This is a genomic window from Actinacidiphila glaucinigra (assembly GCF_035918135.1).
Taxonomy (GTDB): Bacteria; Actinomycetota; Actinomycetes; order Streptomycetales; family Streptomycetaceae; genus Actinacidiphila; species Actinacidiphila glaucinigra.
In genome coordinates this window covers 7566031-7581349 of sequence record NZ_CP109144.1, presented here as the reverse complement: position 1 = coordinate 7581349, position 15319 = coordinate 7566031, and the positions used below count along the sequence as shown (strand labels likewise).

The following is a 15319-nucleotide window of genomic DNA, read 5'->3' as shown; positions in this document are numbered from 1 at the left end:
ACCCCTAGTGTTTCGAGCCATGTGGCCAGGACAGCAGGAACCGGGGGGACCGCAGTACCCGCAGCAGCCCCCGCAGAACCAGCCCCCGTGGGGGCACCCGCAGCAGCCCTCCCCCTACCAGCCGCAGCAGCACCCCGCCTACCAGCAGCCTCCGCAGATGTGGGGGCCGCCGCCCGGGCCGGGTGGGCCGCCGAAGCCGCCCGGGGGCCGGCGGGGCGCGGTGATCGCGGTGTCGGTGGTGGCCGCGGTCGCGGTGATCGCCGCCGGCGTGCTGGTCGCCGTGAAACTCACCGGGGACGACAAGGGCCCGCAGGCCGGCCCGTCCACCGGCGGCTCGCCGGTCGCCTCCTCGAGCACGCCGGAAACGACCGCCCCCACGCCCTCCGCCACCGCCGGCGAGGAGGGCCCCGGCCCGGACGACGCCCGTGGCAACCCGGGCGAGGACACGATCAAGCCCGTGGTGCCCGGCTGGCAGACCGTCGTGCGCAGCGACATGGGCGTCGCCTACGACATCCCGAAGGCCTGGACGGCCAAACCCCAGGGCCTGCTCATCGGCTACGAGTGGGACAAGAACCGGGTCGTCACCGGTGGCGCGGCCGTCCTCGACGAGAAGTGGTGCGGCACCGACGAACGCGGGCTGGCCGGTGTGAAGGGCGGCAAGGGCGCCAAGAGCCTGAAGACCGAGGCCGTCAACGAGGCCTACAACTGGGCGTACGCCAAGTACAACAAGGAGGGCCGTACCAAGCTCACCGAGGCCGCGCCCCGCGCCTACACCAACGCCCAGGGCGTGCGCGGCTGGATCGCCTCCACGCGCGCGACCGGGATGGAGGGGAAGTGCGCGGCCGACGGCACCTCGTACAGCTTCACCTTCCTCGGCAAGGACAAGGAGGTCCGTTCCTGGCTGTTGATCGTGGACAGCGGCTACGCGGGCGCGACCGACGCCGGGACTGTGGCGAAGGTGCGCGACAGCGTCCGGCTGGTCGGCTGAGGCCGTAGCTCTGGCCGCGACCCCGGCCGTGACCCCGGCCCCCGGGCTCGCCCCGGCCACCGGCCGGAAATCGGTTTGCCAAAGACCGGGCGAGCGACGATAGTCCCCGGGTGAAACGCGACGTCTCGCACCGGCTGCACTTCCCGGACTGGGCCAGCCGCAACTTCCGGCTCCTCGCCGCCTCCGCCTTCGTGACCGGGCTCGGCGCCTCGGGCGCCGTCGTCGCGTCGGCGTTCGCCGTACTGCAGGCGGGCGGCGGCGGTACGGAGATCGGACTGGTGGCCGCCGCGCGGACGGTCCCGCTGGTCGTCTTCCTGCTCATCGGCGGCGCGGTCGCGGACCGGCTGCCGCGGCACCGGGTCATGGTCGCGGCCAACTGCCTCAACACCGTCTCGCAGGGCCTGTTCGCGGTCCTGGTGCTGACCGGCCGGGCCGAGATCTGGCACATGGCGGTGCTCTCCGCACTGGGCGGCACCGGGCAGGCCTTCTTCGCCCCCGCCAACGAGGGCATGCTGCTGTCGACCGTCGACTCCGCTCACGCGGCCCGCGCCTTCGCGGTGTTCCGGCTCGGCGTCAACGGGGCGAACGTCGGCGGTGCCGCGCTCGCCGGGGCCCTGGTCGCCCTCGCGGGACCCGGCTGGGTGCTGGCGGTGGACGCGGCGTGCTTCGCGGTGGCGGCGGGACTCCGCTCGCTGCTGCGGGTGTCCCCGGCGGCGCTGCGCGACCGGGCGGAACGCCGCGGCGGTGGTCTGCTGGGCGATCTGCGCGACGGCTGGCGGGAGTTCGCCTCGCGGCGCTGGCTGTGGGGCATCGTGGTGCAGTTCTCCGTGGTCAACGCCGTGATCACGGCCGCCGACGCGGTGTACGGGCCGCTCGTCGCCCGCGAGCACCTCGGTGGAGCCGGGCCGTGGGGCGCCGCCCTGGCCGCCTTCGGCGCCGGGAACCTGCTGGGCGGGCTGCTGATGCTCCGCTGGCGGCCGCGCCGCATCCTGCTCGCCGGGGTGCTCTGCGTCTTCCCGTTCTCGCTGCCCGCCGCCGCGCTGGCGCTGGCGGTCCCGGTGCCGCTGCTGGCCTGCGCGATGCTGGTGGCGGGCATGTCGATCGAGGTGTTCGGCGTGGCCTGGATGATGGCGCTGCACCAGGAGATCCCCGAGGACAAGCTCTCCCGCGTCGCGGCCTACGACTGGTTCGGCTCGGTCTCCATGATGCCGATCGGCACGGCCCTGGCCGGCCCGGCCGCGGACGCCTTCGGCCTGTACGGGGCGCTGTGGGGCTGCGCGGGGCTGACGGTGCTGCTGACCGGCGCGGTGCTCACCGTGCCCGAGGTGCGGCGGCTGAGGCGCGTGGACGACCGCGGGGGCGGCCGGACGGTCGCCCAGGGCGGTCAGCCGACACCGAAGGAGCCGTCGGGCGGGATCGGCGAGGGCACCGCGTCCCTGTCGTAGACCGGCCGCGCACCCCGTCCGAACACCTCCAGCGCGTCGCCGTCCACCACCCGTGCGGGGAAGACGTCCGACGCGGTGCGCCGGGCGATCCGGTCCACGGGCAGCGGGGCGCGGCTCGCGGCCAGCACGGCGTTGCCGAAGCGGCGGCCCCGCAGCACGCCAGGCTCGGCGATCAGGCACACCTGGCCGAACAGCTCGCGCAGGCCCGCGATCTGCGGCCGCAGGAAGTCGAAGGGCGCCGAGTCCGCGAGGTTCGCCAGGTACAGGCCGCCGGGGCGCAGCACACGGGCCGCCTCGGTGACGAACTCGTGCGAGGTCAGGTGCGCCGGCACCCGCGAACCGCCGAACACGTCCGCCACGAGGGCGTCCGCCGACGCGTCCGGGGCGCCCTCCAGCCAGGCGCGGGCGTCGTCGGTCGTGATCGCCACGCCGTCCCCGCCGCGTCCGAGCGGGAGCCGCGTGGCCACCAGCGCCGCGAGCGCCCGGTCCGCCTCCACGACCCGCTGCCGCGAACCGGGCCGGGTCGCGGCGGTGTAGCGGGGCAGTGTCAGGGCACCGCCGCCCAGGTGGACGACGTCCAGCGGCGCGCCCTCGGGCGCGGCCTCGTCCAGCACGTAGGCGAGCCGCCGGACGTACTCGAACTCCAGGTGGGTGGGGTCGTCGAGGTCCACGTACGACTGTGGGGCCCCGTCGACCGTGAGCAGCCAGCCCCCGGGCCGGTCCACGTCGGGCAGCAGCCTGGCCGCGCCGAAGTCCACGTCCTGGGTCACGGGTATGCGTCCGTCGTCCTCCACGCGGTGATTCTCCCAGCACACGCGGGGGCCCGGGGGCGGAACCCCCGGACCCCCGCGCTCGGGCGGCCCGGCTCAGCAGGCCCGGCTCAGCGGGCCCGGCTCACTCGGCGAGCGCCGTCACCGTACCCGCGCCGACGGTGCGGCCGCCCTCGCGGATCGCGAAGCCGAGCCCCGGCTCCAGCGGCACCGCCCGGCCCAGCTCGACCGTCATCTCGACGGTCGCCCCCGGCAGGGCCGCCCCCGCCCCGCCCAGGTCCACGTCGCCGACGACGTCGGCGGTGCGGACGTAGAACTGCGGCCGGTAGCCGCTGGCGATCCCGGTGCGCCGCCCGCCCTCGGCGGCCGGCAGGAGGTAGACCCGCGCCCGGAACCGGCGGCTCGGCGTGACGCTGCCCGGCGCGGCCACCACGTGGCCCCGGCGGACGACGTCCCGGGCCACGCCGCGCAGCAGCAGCGCCACGTTGTCACCGGCCTGGGCCTCCTCCATCGGCTTGCCGAAGGTCTCCAGACCGGTCACCACGCTCGCCGTGTCCGCGCCGAGCACCTCCACGCGGTCGCCGACCCGGACCGTGCCCCGCTCCACGGCGCCGGTGACGACCGTGCCGCGCCCGGTGATGGTCAGCACATTCTCCACGGGCAGCAGGAACGGGGCGTCGGTGTAGCGGTGCGGCATCGGCACGTGGGTGTCGACCGCGTCGAGCAGCGCCTCGATCGCCGCCGTCCACCGCGGGTCGCCCTCCAGCGCCCGCAGCCCCGACACCCGTACGACGGGCAGCGTCTCGCCCGGGTAGCCCTGGGCGGACAGCAGCTCGCGCACCTCCAGCTCGACCAGGTCGGTGAGCTCGGGGTCGCCGGCGTCGGCCTTGTTGAGCGCCACGACGATGTGCTCGACCCCGACCTGGCGGGCGAGCAGCACGTGCTCGGCGGTCTGCGGCATGACACCGTCGAGGGCCGAGACGACGAGGATCGTCCCGTCGAGCTGGGCCGCGCCCGTGATCATGTTCTTCACGTAGTCGGCGTGTCCCGGCATGTCGACGTGCGCGTAGTGCCGGGTGTCCGTCTCGTACTCGACGTGCGCGATGGTGATCGTGATCCCCCGCGCGGCCTCCTCCGGGGCCTTGTCGATCCGGTCGAAGGGCACGAACGCGGCGGAGCCGCGGGCGCTGAGCACCTTGGTGATGGCTGCGGTCAGCGTGGTCTTGCCGTGGTCGACGTGACCCATGGTCCCGATGTTGAGGTGCGGCTTGGTGCGCACGTACGCCTGCTTGGGCATGCTGCTTCCTCGGTAAGTCGATTCATCGCCTCGCGTGCGGGACCCCTGGACCGCGCCGACCCTCCCCCTGCGGGGTCCGCCGGACTGTCCGGGAAGGGTCAGATTCGGGCGCCGCCGAACGCGTTGGCCGAGAAAGCCGGTGCCGGGGCAGCCTGCAGCGCGTCCGCGACTGCGGACGTATCTGCGCTGAGGGCGTACCGGAACATGCCGTCGATCATCGGGCACACCGCGGCCGTTGGTCGAACGATTTTCCGGCGGGCCGCGCTCCGGCCCCGTGAGCCAGTACTACGACCTCGGTGACGAGACCCTCCGGAACCCGTCCAACGGCGTGTCCGCGATGTTCCTGCGCCACCTGGCGCTGACCGAGGGCGAGTTGGGCCTGCCCTCCGGCATCGGCCCCATGGAGAACGACGAGGCGAAGATCGACCCGGTGGTCCTCGGCAGGTTCGTCGACGCCCTGCTCGCCCGGTACCGGAACACCCGGCACGGCGTCATGCGGGCGCTGGGCGAGGGGTTCACGGCGACCGCGCCGGTGCTCGCCGGGCACCCGGCGTGGACGCCGACTGGTCGGCCCCGGCGCCGGAGGGGGCACTCAGGGACGTCCAGGTGCCCTGGCAGGAGGACGACCCGTGGGACGTCGCGCTGCGGGAGAAGGCACGCGAGGTGTCCCGCTTCATGCCCCGCTGACGCGGGCGAGGACGTAGACGCGCCGGGTCTCCGCCTCCTGCGGGTGAGGGGCCCGCTCCATCCTCGCCTCGATCACGAACCCGGCCCCGGCCAGCGCCCCGGAGACCGTCGCGGCGTCGTGGAAGTGGAAGTCGACGTCGACCTCGTGCCCCCACCACTGCGTCACCCGACGGGTCTCCTCCCCGGTGTGGAAGGCCACGAGCGCCCGGCCGGAGGGCCGCAGCACCCGCCGCATCTCGCCGAAGGCGGCCCCCAGTTCCCCCGGCGTCAGGTGGATCACCGAGTACAGGGCGACGACCGCCCCGAACTCGCCGTCCGCCGCCGGGAGACACAGCAGGTCGCCCTCGCGGAACTGCGTCCCGGGGTGCTCGCGGCGGGCGAGCGCGACCATCCCCGGCGACAGGTCGATCCCCACGGCCCGCACGCCGCGCGCCGCGAGCCACGCCGTGACGTGGCCGGGGCCGCAGCCCAGGTCCGCCACCGGCGCGCCGTCGGCGGCCTGTTCGGCGAGGGCGGCCAGCAGGGCCCGGTCCAGGGGCTTGTGGGCCAGCTCGTCGCCGATGCGCTCTTGGTACTCCTCGGCCACGGTGTCGTAGCTGCGGCGCAGACGGCCGCGCCCGCCGGTCCCGTTCACAGGTGCTTGCCCGCCTCCCGTACCGACAGCGGCGACAGCCGCGCCCCCGCCTCCGCGAGGAACGCCCGAACGGCGCCGGGATCGGTGCGGGCGTACTCGCGCAGCGCCCAGCCGATCGCCTTGCGGACGAAGAAGTCCCTGTGGTCCGCCTGCCGCAGGCAGTAGCGGAACAGCCGCCGGGGGTCGGTGTCCGCCTTGTACGTCAACTGGTGCAGCAGCGCGGTGCGGGCGAGCCAGAGGTCCTCGTCCTCGATCCACTCGTCCATCGCGCCCACCAGGGCGGGGTCGGCGGCGACGAGCCGTCCGACGACGTGCGCGGCGAGCAGGTCGACGGTGTCCCACCACGGCTCGGTCGTGATCAGGTGCCGGGCCGTGGCGAGGAAGTCCGAGGAGCAGCGCCCCACGTGGCGGCGCAGATAGTCCACGGCGAAGTAGCGGTACTCCCGTTCGGGGAGCTCCCAGCAACGCAGGCCGACGGCCGTGCAGTCGGCCTCGTCCGGGCGAGGTGTGCCGGTGAGCACGGCGCGGGACAGGGTACGCCGGGCGGGCGTGGCGATGCCGAGGAACGGGAACGCGTCCCGCATGTACGCCGCCGCCGAGGCGGCCCGCACCGGGTCGGCGGCGGCGGCGTACGCCGAGGTCAGGCGCGGCAGCACGAGGTCCGCGAGGGCGCTGTCCGGCACGACCGGGGCGGGAGGGGCCATGGCCCCACGGTACGCGGCGGCACCGGAGCGACATCCTCCTCCGCTAGGCTCGCGGGATGTCCGAGGTCACCACCCTCTCGCGCCCGCGCCCGGCGTCGTGGGCCCGGCTGGCGCTGCTGGTCGTCCTCCTGTCCGGGGCCGCCGCCTCGGTGCTGCTCTGGGAGCCGCAGCGGCTGCTCGCGCACGGCTGGCCCGCCCAACTCACGGGCGCAGCCGCCGTGGTGCTCTTCGCCGCGGGCTACGGGCTCTGCGCCCTCGCCTTCGTGCCGCGCCCGCTGCTCAACGTCGGCGCCGGGGCGCTCTTCGGCGCCCAGGCCGGACTGCCCGCGGCCCTCGCCGGCACGGTGCTCGGCGCCGGTCTCGCCTTCGTGCTGGGCCGCATCCTCGGGCGGGACGCGCTGCGACCGCTGCTGCGCGGACGGGTGCTGCTCGCCGCGGACCGCCAGCTCAGCGAGCACGGTTTCCGCACGATGCTGGCGATGCGGCTCTTCCCCGGCGTGCCCTTCGCGGCGGCCAACTACAGCGCGGCGCTCTCACGGATGCGCCTCGCGCCCTTCCTGCTGGCCACGGCGCTGGGCAGTGTGCCGAACACGGGGGCCTACGTCATCGCCGGCAGCCGCGCCACGACGCCGACGTCACCGGTCTTCCTCCTCGCGATGGGTTTCATCGCCGTCACCGGCCTCGCCGCCGTCGTCGTCGCCGCCCGCACCCGCCGCAAGCGGTGACCTCTGCTGGGAGGTTCCGCCTCCCAGCAGGGAGGGAGCCGGTCGTGGCACCGGTGCCGCCTCCCGGCCCATGATCGGCACGCGGACTCCGGCGCGGGGCACTCCGGCGCGGGCCGGCACCCGGCCGGACGGGTCCCCGCACATCCGTCGTCGCCGAGGAGTTGCGCTGTGCACCGGACGTTCTTCATCACCGCCGTCGGCAGCGGCCTGGGCCGCGCCTTCGCCCAGGAGGCGCTGGCCGCCGGGCACCGGGTGATCGGCACCGTCCGCAGGCCGGACCAGGTCGCCGAGTTCGAGGCCCTCGCCCCCGGCCGCGCCACCGGCAGGGTCCTGGACGTCACCGACGAGGACGCCGTCGTCGCGGTGGTCGACGAGGCCGAGCGGAACGCCGGCCCCATCGAGGTGCTGATCAGCAATGCCGGCTACGGCCTGGAGGGGACCGTCGAGGAGTCCTCCATGGACGACCTGCGGCGCCAGTTCGACGTCAACGTCTTCGGCAGCGTCGCGGTCATCAAGGCGGTGCTGCCCCACATGCGCCGGCGCCGCGGCGGCCACATCTTCTCGGTGTCGTCCATGGCGGGCCTGACCGCGCTGCCCGGAGTCGCCTTCTACGGGGCGAGCAAGTTCGCCATGGAGGGCGTCACCGCGTCGCTGGCCCAGGAGGTCGCGGGCTTCGGCATCCACGTCACCTCGCTGGCGCTCGGCTCGTTCCGTACCGACTGGGCCGGCCGCTCGATGGTCCGGGCGCCGCGCACCGTACCCGACTACGACGCCCTCTTCGACCCGATCCGTGCCGCCCGCCGGGCCAGGAGCGGCAGGCAGACCGGCGACCCGGCCCTCGCCGCCCGGGCCGTGCTCCGGGTCCTGGAGTCCGACGCGCCGCCCGTCCACCTCGTGCTCGGTACCGACGCGCTGCGCCTGGTCGAGCAGGGGCAGCGGCGACTGGCGGGCGACCTCGCCGCGTGGACCGACGTGACGGCGTCCACCGACTTCCCGGCGGACGCGTGACCCGGTGCGCCGCCGCCGGGCTCCCGAGCCTGTTCCATGGCCTTCGCGCACCGCGAGCCGGCCTTTCCCCGGAATAGCAACACGGCGCCGGTCTTCCTTTCCACGAGATTGTCCGGCAGTTACGGTACGGGCGCGCCGGGCCCGCCGCCGAAGGTGAGCGCGACGTGTTTCCGCACCCGTTATCCGGGGGCGGGGCCGCGGCTCCCGGGCCACCGGAATTCGGGTCCGGACGAAAGGAGCGATGGAATTCCCGAATCCAGCCGCGGGCAGCGTGCTTTCCCATTCCGAAGAACGATGCGCACCGGACGTCCCTATACTTTGGTATAGAGGTCCGCCGAGGTGGCCCGTATTTTTGTCGCGAGCCGGGAAGGGCGCTTACGGTTGCGTGCGTGATCGATGTGAGACGGGCCCTGCACGGGCACCCGGTGCTCGCGGACGCGGGCGTGGTGGTCGGCGCCGCCGCACTGACGGTCGTCGTCATGCGGGCCGAGCTGTGGGGCGCGCACGTCTACCCGCGACTGTCCAGCGGCGCGTTCCTCAGTCCGCTGATGCCGACCCTGTGGGCGGTCCGGGGAGCGGTGTTCCCCCTGCTGGCCTGTGTGTCCCTGTTCTGGCGCAGACGGCACCCGGTGGCCCTGGCCCTGGCCCTCGTGGCGTCGGCGGTCGTCTGGCCCGTGGTCGTTCCGCTGCTGGTGGCGCTGTTCACCGTGGCCGCCACCTGCCCCCTGCGGACCACCCTCAGGGTCACCGGCGTGGCGCTGCTGCCGGTACCGGCGCAGCTCGTGCTCGCCCCGTACTCCGGGCCCCTCACCTCCGCGGAGACCGTGTCCGCCGTGGCGTCCGTGAGCGGCGCCGTCGGCTGGGGTCTGTACGTGTCCGGGGTGCGGGAACGGGCGGCGCGGGCGGAGCGGGAGGCGGATCTGAAGGCCGAGCAGGCCCGCCAGCACGCCCGGGAGGAGATCGCCCGCGAGATGCACGACGTGCTGGCCCACCGGCTGACCCTGCTCAGCGTGCACGCGGGCGCGCTGGAGTTCCATCCCACCGCCTCACCCGCCCAGATCGCCGAGGCCGCCGGTGTGATCCGGCAGAGCGCCGGCCAGGCCCTGGAGGACCTCCAGGACGTGCTGCGCGTCCTGCGCACCCCCACGGTCCACGCGCACGCCGAGCCCCCGCAGCCCGCGGTGGCCGACCTGGACCGGCTGGTCGAGGAGTCCCGCGCGGCCGGCGCCACTGTGGAGGTGCACCGGGACACGGAGGACCTGACGACCATGGACCCCGCCACGAGCCGGGCCGCGTACCGCATCCTGCAGGAAGCCCTCACCAACCACCGCAAGCACGCGCCGGACGGCCCGCTGCGGCTGTCGCTGACCGGCGGGGCACGGGACGGGCTGACCATCACGGCGGGCAACCCGGTGCGGCAGGACCGCCCCGAGCGTCCCGAAGGCGCCGGCCAGGGGCTGGTCGGAATGAACGAGAGGGCGGCCCTGGCCGGGGGCAGCATGCGCCGCACCCTCACACCCACCGACTTCGCCCTGGAGATCTGGCTGCCATGGAGCAGGTGACCCGTGTCCTGATCGTGGACGACGACCCCCTGGTGCGGTCCGGCCTGCGCATGATGCTGTCCGGCGCGGAGGACATCGAGGTGGTCGCCGAGGCGGCGGACGGCACGGAGGTCCTGCCGCTGGTCGAGGCGCACCGTCCCGACCTCGTGCTGATGGACATCCGGATGCCGCGGATGGACGGTCTGAGGGCCACCGCCGAACTACGGCGCGGGCCGCGGCCGCCCGAGGTGCTGATCCTGACCACGTTCACCACGGACGGCTACGTCCTGGAGGCGTTGCGGGCCGGGGCGGCGGGCTACGTCCTCAAGCACACGCCCCCGTCCCAGATCGTCGCCGCGGTGCGGAACGTCGTGGCGGGCGAACCCGTCCTGTCGCCGGCCGCCGTCAAGCAGCTCATCGGCGCCGTGACCGGCGGCGGCGAGGAAGCGGCGGGCGCGCGCCCCGACGACCGGGGCGAGGCGGAGCGGCTGCTCGGCCTCCTGGGGGGCCGGGAGCGGGAGGTGGCGCTCGCTGTGGCACTGGGCAGGACCAACGCCGAGATCTCGGCGTCGCTCTACATGAGCGTCCCCACGGTGAAGGCGCACGTCTCGCACATCCTGACCAAGCTCGACCTGAACAACCGGGTCCAGATCGCGCTGGCGGTGTACCGGGCGGGCCTGGTCTGACGGCGGATCAGTCCGCCTGCCGCAGGCCCGCGACGAGGAGGCCGACCAGGAGGCGTGCGTCGTAGCGGGGGTCGCTGTCCGCGCCGATGCAGAGGTTCCCGACACCGCGCATGAGCGCGTACGCCTCCACGTCGGAGCGGATCTCCCCGGAGGCGGCTGCGGCGTCCAGCAGTTCGGCGCACACGGGCAGGAGGCGGTCGAGGAAGTAGGCGTGCAGCGCCTCGAAGCCGGCGTTGTCGGACTGCAGCACGGCGGCGAGCCCGTGCTTGGTCACCAGGAAGTCGACGAAGAGGTCGATCCACCGCGCCAGCGCGGTGTGCGGGGTCGCGCCGCCCGCCAGCAGCGCGGGGCCGGCCTCGGCGCAGGCGTCGACCTGGTGCCGGTAGACGGCGATGATCAGATCCGCCCGGGTCGGGAAGTGGCGGTAGATCGTGCCCGTCCCGACGCCGGCGCGGGCCGCGATGTCGCGCACCGGGGCCTCCACGCCAGACGCGACGAAGGCCGCCGCGGCGGCCTCGAGCAGGCTCTCCTCGTTGCGCCGGGCGTCCGCCCGCCTTGACCGCTCTGCCACCGTGCCGCTCCTTCCACGATCCGTCCTTGCGAAACGGAACCTCGTTCCGTATCGTTAACGGAACAAGGTTCCGTTTCCTCATGATGCCAGGGCGCACGCCCCGGGACCAAGTCGTGCGCGCTTGTGCCGCGCAGTGCCACCACACCCCACCCGCAAGGGAGAACACCGTCATGCAGTACCGCACCCTCGGCCGCACCGGCGTGCAGGTCGGTTCCCTCGCGCTCGGCGCGATGAACTTCGGCAGCATCGGGCGCACCACCCAGGACGAGGCCACCGCCCTCGTCGACGCCGCCCTCGAGGCCGGCATCAACGTCATCGACACCGCGGACATGTACGGCGCCGGCGAGTCGGAGGAGATGGTCGGCAAGGCCCTCGCCGGCCGCCGCGACGACGTCGTGCTGGCCACGAAGGCCGCCATGCCGATGGGCGACGGGCGCAACCACCGCGGCGCTTCACGCCGTTGGCTGGTCAGGGCGCTGGAGGACAGCCTGCGCCGGCTCGGCGTCGACCACGTCGACCTCTACCAGATCCACCGGTGGGACCCGGCGACCGGCGACGAGGAGACCCTGTCGGCCCTGACCGACCTGCAACGCGCGGGCAAGATCCGCTACTTCGGCTCCTCCACCTTCCCCGCGTACCGGATCGTGCAGGCCCAGTGGGCCGCCCGCGAGCACCACCTGGGCCGGTACGTCACCGAACAGCCCGGCTACTCCATCCTGCAGCGCGGCGCCGAGACCCATGTGCTGCCGGTGACCGAGGAGTACGGCCTCGGCGTGCTGGCGTGGAGCCCCCTGGCCTCGGGCTGGCTGTCCGGCGCGATCCGCGAGGGCCGGGAGATCACCACCAGCCGCTCCGCGTTCATGCCGGAACGCTTCGACACCGCCCTCCCCGCCAACCGGGCGAGGCTCGACGCCGTGGAACGGCTGGCCGCCGTCGCCGCCGAGGCCGGCCTGACCATGGTCCAGCTCGCCCTCGGCTTCGTGACGGCGCACCCCGCCGTGACCGCCGCGATCATCGGCCCCCGCACACCGGACCACCTGCGGGCGCACCTCGCCGCCGCGGACACCGTGCTGACCGCCGACGTGCTGGACGCGATCGACGCGATCGTCGCCCCCGGCCTCGACCTCGCCCCGCACGAGAAGTTCGACACCCCGCCGGCCCTGCTCGACCCGTCCCTCCGCCGCCGGCACCGCGCCTGACGCCCACCGGCCCGGGCCGGCGCACCGGACAGGACGGCCGGCCCGGTGCGCCGGCCCGGTGCGCCGGTCAGCCCTGGGTGACGCCGGGCCAGTCGGCGTAGCGGATGCGGGAGATCTCCAGGACCTCGCCGGTCGTGCCCCACTCGTCCTTGCCGAGGCGGGCCAGCGGGCGGAGCCTGCGGACGTCGGGATGGCCCTCGACCATCGCGGCCTCGGAGACTGCGGCGTGGACGACGCGGCCGAAGACCACGGTCGAGTCGCCGAGGGTGACCGTGCTGTGGAGTTCGCACTCCAGGGCGACGGGCGAGGCGGCGACGCGGGGCGGCTTGACCGCGCGGCTGGGCTCACGGGCGATGCCGACCGCGTCGAACTCGCTGACGCCGCGCGGGAAGTCGGTGCCGGTGGCGTTGATCTGCTCGAAGAGGTGCTCGGGCGCGAGGTTGACCACGAACTGCCGGGTCTCCTCGATGTTGCGCAGCGAGTCCTTCCGCCCCACCGAGGTGAACTGCACGACCGGCGGGCTGACGCACGCGACGGTGAAGAAGGAGTGCGGTGCGAGGTTGGCCGTCCCCGCCTCGCTGAGCGTCGAGACCCAGGCGATGGGGCGCGGGACGACCACCGAGGTCAGGAGCTTGTAGAACGGGGTCCGGCCCATGGCCTCGGGATCGAAGTCGATACGCATGGCGCCCAGTATCCCCCTCGGCGGGTGCAGATCATGTCCGATCTCTCCGCCCTGGCCAAACGCGAGGTTCCGATGAGAGTGCCTGGTACCGGAAGGCAGGACTCACCGGATTCGACCACTCCATGTCCACGTCACACGAGCGGGACGAAATACACATTCCGCCGCAGGCACGCAGCGGCCGCATCACCCTGAACCTCAACAACGAACTGGCCGCTTACCTCCCCAAGCGACCGGTTGCCTGTCTGCGGACATCCTCCGACCGTATCGAAGCCGGAGTCGACCGCCAGGAGGAAGACGCCAAGGACACTCGGCCACGGCTGCGCTGGGGATCGTTCGCAGAGGCCTAAAAGGAGATCGACACCTCGGCGTCCAAGAAACGCAAGGTCGTGCGCGCCAACGGGACGATCGACTGGGTGGTCACCCTCCGAACTTCCGAGAACTCCTCAGTGATCTGGCAGCCGGCGTCATCGACGGAGTGATCTTCTACGACCTGGACCGCCTGGTTCGTCAGCCGCGGGATCTGCAAGACCTCGTCGACATCGTCGAGTACGTCAAGCGCCCGGTGATCGGTGCCACCGGCGGCCGCATGAACCTCATCAACGACAGCGGCCGACACATGGCTCGGATGTTGTGTGTGATGGCGCTGAAATCCGCCCCTGGTCACCCGAATGGACCTCGCCACCGCCCAGGACGGCAGGATCCGGGGCCGCATCGCCTACGGATGGATCCGCAAGGGCCCTACAAGGGCAAAACCCTCCCCGCAGAAGCGGAGTTTGTCACCGCGCTCTGCGACGACTTCCTCAGCGGGCGAGTCCGCCTACAGCCTCGCCAAGAAACTCAACGACAGCAAAGTCATGCCACCTGCCGCAGCACGATGGTCGGCCACCATGGTCCGCGAGATGCTCCGCAACCCGCGCCATGCCGGCATGGTCTCCTACGGCGGACGCCACCGGGTCGACCCTGTCCCGCGTCAAGTAACTGGCAGGTTTTCGGGTTCGGGAAAGTTGGGGACGAGAGGGTCGGCGGCGCCGGTGTGGACGTCGTGGGGGCGGTTCCAGGCGAGTGCCTCGTGGGGCCGGACCGTGTTGTATTCGAGCCGGTAGTCCTCGGCGTGGCGGACCAGGTCGAGGGCGTCGGGTATCTCCTCCAGGAACAGCTTCTCGTACTTCAGCGAGCCGAAGCCGCGCTCGCGTGACCCGTTCTGCCCCGGCGTGCGGACCCGGGTGCGGACGTGCCGTAGCTCGGGGCGGGTGGCGATGAACGCCTCGAACCGGAACGAGCGGAACGGTCCGCCGTTGTCGGTGACGATCGTGACCAGCGGTTGCACCGCGCCGTCGGCGTCCCGTGGGGCAAGCTGTGCCAGCGGCCTGCCGGCCAGCCGCGCAGCTTCTGCCAGGGCGAGCTCGACGGCGGCGATCGCGTCGTGCTGGTTCGCGGTGGGCGAGATGTGCCATCCCAGTTCGTACTTCGACCAGTAGTCCCGGCAGCCTGCAAGCCGCCAGGTCCCGCTCGCAGCGGTCTCGAACTCGGAGAAGTCCAGCTGCCAGACCTGGTTCGGGCCGATCGGCTCGGTGTCGAAGGCGGCCTTGCGGCGGGCAGCGAGCTGCCGTCTTTCTCGCTGGTAGTTCGCCTCCAGTAGCAGGCCCTCGTCCCGTAGTAGCCGTAGCACGGTGGCCTGCGAGACCCGATGGCCGTCCCATCGGCACATCGCCCACACCTTGCGATGCCCCCACGCCGGATGCGCGAGCGCGTGCCGACGGGCGGTGTCGCGGACCTGCTCGCAGGCCGGACGCGGCCACGCCCCCCGCGGCTCGGCATCGCGGCGGGCACGGCCTGATGGCGGCGCCAGGTCCGCTCGGGCACGCCGATCAGACGGCAGAACCTCGCGGTCGGCATGCCCGCATCGACGCGGATCACCTCGAGGTCCTCGAAGGGCCCGGCCGGCCCTCCGCGGACTTCTTCCACACCCGCAACTCGACCGCGGCCTCGCCCAGCGCCTGCGTCAAGTCGGCGACTTGGGCCTCGAGCTGCTGTTCACGGCTGCTCGGGCCGGACCTCCCCGCCGCCAGCCCGGCCCGGCCGGACTCCAGGAACTGGCGCTTCCAGTTCCCGACCGACTGCTCGGACACCTTCGCCCGCCGCGCGGCCTCGGCAACGGTCATCTCACCGGCCAGGATCGACAGCACGATCCGGACCTTCTCCTCCGGCGGCACCGCCGGCGGTCTCACCATGATCGATCAGACTCCTTCACGGGACAGGACCCGCAAGAAACGAGCCCTGCCACAAAGTCTGACGCGCGACAACCCCACCCTCGACTAGGAGTTGTCCGGGCGATCGTGTTCGGAGCCAGATGACTAGGGCTGCTGCGGTGGCTGTGCCGAG

At 73.3% G+C, this 15319-nt stretch carries 16 protein-coding genes and 3 pseudogenes; 11 read left to right on the top strand and 8 right to left on the bottom strand.

Annotation, left to right across the window (positions count from 1 at the left end; all coding sequences use genetic code 11):
• The first annotated feature begins 19 nt into the window (after positions 1 to 19).
• Both OIE69_RS34130 and OIE69_RS34125 read left to right on the top strand, forming a co-directional pair.
• Positions 20 to 988 carry a hypothetical protein gene (locus OIE69_RS34130; RefSeq protein WP_326578371.1) on the top strand — a complete coding sequence of 323 codons (969 nt, stop codon included), beginning with the start codon at positions 20 to 22 and terminating at the stop codon, positions 986 to 988.
• Between the two features lie 110 nt (positions 989 to 1098).
• Positions 1099 to 2433, top strand: a complete 1335-nt coding sequence (locus OIE69_RS34125; RefSeq protein WP_326578369.1) for an MFS transporter — start codon at positions 1099 to 1101, stop codon at positions 2431 to 2433.
• On the opposite strand, the gene OIE69_RS34120 is transcribed toward OIE69_RS34125, so the two are convergent.
• Entirely contained in the window at positions 2373 to 3227 is an 855-nt protein-coding gene (locus OIE69_RS34120; protein WP_326578367.1) for a spermidine synthase, read from the bottom strand. The two genes, OIE69_RS34125 and OIE69_RS34120, sit on opposite strands and share 61 nt — an antisense overlap.
• A 100-nt stretch (positions 3228 to 3327) precedes the next feature.
• Positions 3328 to 4500 carry an elongation factor Tu gene (gene tuf / locus OIE69_RS34115; protein ID WP_326578365.1) on the bottom strand — a complete coding sequence of 391 codons (1173 nt, stop codon included), beginning with the start codon at positions 4498 to 4500 and terminating at the stop codon, positions 3328 to 3330.
• 274 nt (positions 4501 to 4774) lie between these two features.
• Here tuf and OIE69_RS34110 point away from each other — a divergent pair.
• Positions 4775 to 4981 (top strand): annotated as a pseudogene (locus OIE69_RS34110) (DUF6086 family protein); the annotation flags it as partial.
• 71 nt (positions 4982 to 5052) lie between these two features.
• Positions 5053 to 5187 (top strand): hypothetical protein, encoded by a 135-nt coding sequence (locus OIE69_RS34105; protein WP_326578363.1) that lies wholly within the window; start codon positions 5053 to 5055, stop codon positions 5185 to 5187.
• Here the strand turns inward: OIE69_RS34105 and OIE69_RS34100 are convergent.
• Together OIE69_RS34100 and OIE69_RS34095 are read right to left on the bottom strand one after the other, a co-directional pair.
• The gene (locus OIE69_RS34100; protein ID WP_326578361.1) at positions 5174 to 5821 is read right to left on the bottom strand and encodes a class I SAM-dependent methyltransferase; all 648 of its coding nucleotides are present in this window, start codon (positions 5819 to 5821) and stop codon (positions 5174 to 5176) included. The genes OIE69_RS34105 and OIE69_RS34100 overlap by 14 nt on opposite strands.
• A complete protein-coding gene (locus OIE69_RS34095; RefSeq protein WP_326578359.1) occupies positions 5818 to 6525 on the bottom strand; it encodes a DNA alkylation repair protein in 708 nt (235 codons plus the stop codon). Before OIE69_RS34095 ends, OIE69_RS34100 begins: the two co-directional genes overlap by 4 nt.
• A 56-nt stretch (positions 6526 to 6581) precedes the next feature.
• Between OIE69_RS34095 and OIE69_RS34090 the strand changes: the two genes are divergently transcribed.
• From OIE69_RS34090 to OIE69_RS34075, 4 genes are all read left to right on the top strand, one after another.
• Complete coding sequence (locus OIE69_RS34090) at positions 6582 to 7250, top strand: TVP38/TMEM64 family protein (protein ID WP_326578357.1); 669 nt, start codon at positions 6582 to 6584, stop codon at positions 7248 to 7250.
• A 168-nt stretch (positions 7251 to 7418) separates the two neighbouring features.
• Positions 7419 to 8258: an oxidoreductase gene (locus OIE69_RS34085; RefSeq protein ID WP_326578355.1), complete on the top strand. Its 840-nt coding sequence runs from the start codon at positions 7419 to 7421 to the stop codon at positions 8256 to 8258.
• A gap of 389 nt (positions 8259 to 8647) precedes the next feature.
• Positions 8648 to 9820 carry a sensor histidine kinase gene (locus OIE69_RS34080; RefSeq protein WP_326578354.1) on the top strand — a complete coding sequence of 391 codons (1173 nt, stop codon included), beginning with the start codon at positions 8648 to 8650 and terminating at the stop codon, positions 9818 to 9820.
• Positions 9808 to 10485: a response regulator transcription factor gene (locus OIE69_RS34075; protein WP_326578352.1), complete on the top strand. Its 678-nt coding sequence runs from the start codon at positions 9808 to 9810 to the stop codon at positions 10483 to 10485. Before OIE69_RS34080 ends, OIE69_RS34075 begins: the two co-directional genes overlap by 13 nt.
• A gap of 7 nt (positions 10486 to 10492) precedes the next feature.
• Here OIE69_RS34075 and OIE69_RS34070 read toward each other — a convergent pair whose 3' ends face one another.
• The gene (locus tag OIE69_RS34070) at positions 10493 to 11056 is read right to left on the bottom strand and encodes a TetR/AcrR family transcriptional regulator (protein ID WP_326578350.1); all 564 of its coding nucleotides are present in this window, start codon (positions 11054 to 11056) and stop codon (positions 10493 to 10495) included.
• Positions 11057 to 11226: 170 nt separating this feature from the next.
• Here OIE69_RS34070 and OIE69_RS34065 point away from each other — a divergent pair, with 170 nt between their 5' ends.
• Positions 11227 to 12255, top strand: coding sequence for an aldo/keto reductase (locus tag OIE69_RS34065; protein ID WP_326578348.1), 1029 nt, complete (start codon positions 11227 to 11229; stop codon positions 12253 to 12255).
• Between the two features lie 67 nt (positions 12256 to 12322).
• Here the strand turns inward: OIE69_RS34065 and OIE69_RS34060 are convergent, their stop codons facing one another.
• Positions 12323 to 12937, bottom strand: coding sequence for a flavin reductase family protein (locus OIE69_RS34060; protein WP_089224593.1), 615 nt, complete (start codon positions 12935 to 12937; stop codon positions 12323 to 12325).
• Positions 12938 to 13412: 475 nt separating this feature from the next.
• Here OIE69_RS34060 and OIE69_RS44820 point away from each other — a divergent pair.
• Both OIE69_RS44820 and OIE69_RS44815 read left to right on the top strand, forming a co-directional pair.
• Positions 13413 to 13520, top strand: a pseudogene (locus tag OIE69_RS44820) (hypothetical protein); the annotation flags it as partial.
• 85 nt (positions 13521 to 13605) lie between these two features.
• Positions 13606 to 13875 (top strand): annotated as a pseudogene (locus OIE69_RS44815) (recombinase family protein); the annotation flags it as partial.
• A 32-nt stretch (positions 13876 to 13907) separates the two neighbouring features.
• Here the strand turns inward: OIE69_RS44815 and OIE69_RS34050 are convergent.
• Positions 13908 to 14645, bottom strand: coding sequence for an integrase core domain-containing protein (locus tag OIE69_RS34050; RefSeq protein WP_326578343.1), 738 nt, complete (start codon positions 14643 to 14645; stop codon positions 13908 to 13910).
• Between the two features lie 205 nt (positions 14646 to 14850).
• Positions 14851 to 15168, bottom strand: a complete 318-nt coding sequence (locus OIE69_RS34045) for a helix-turn-helix domain-containing protein (RefSeq protein ID WP_326578341.1) — start codon at positions 15166 to 15168, stop codon at positions 14851 to 14853.
• Positions 15169 to 15319: the final 151 nt, after the last annotated feature.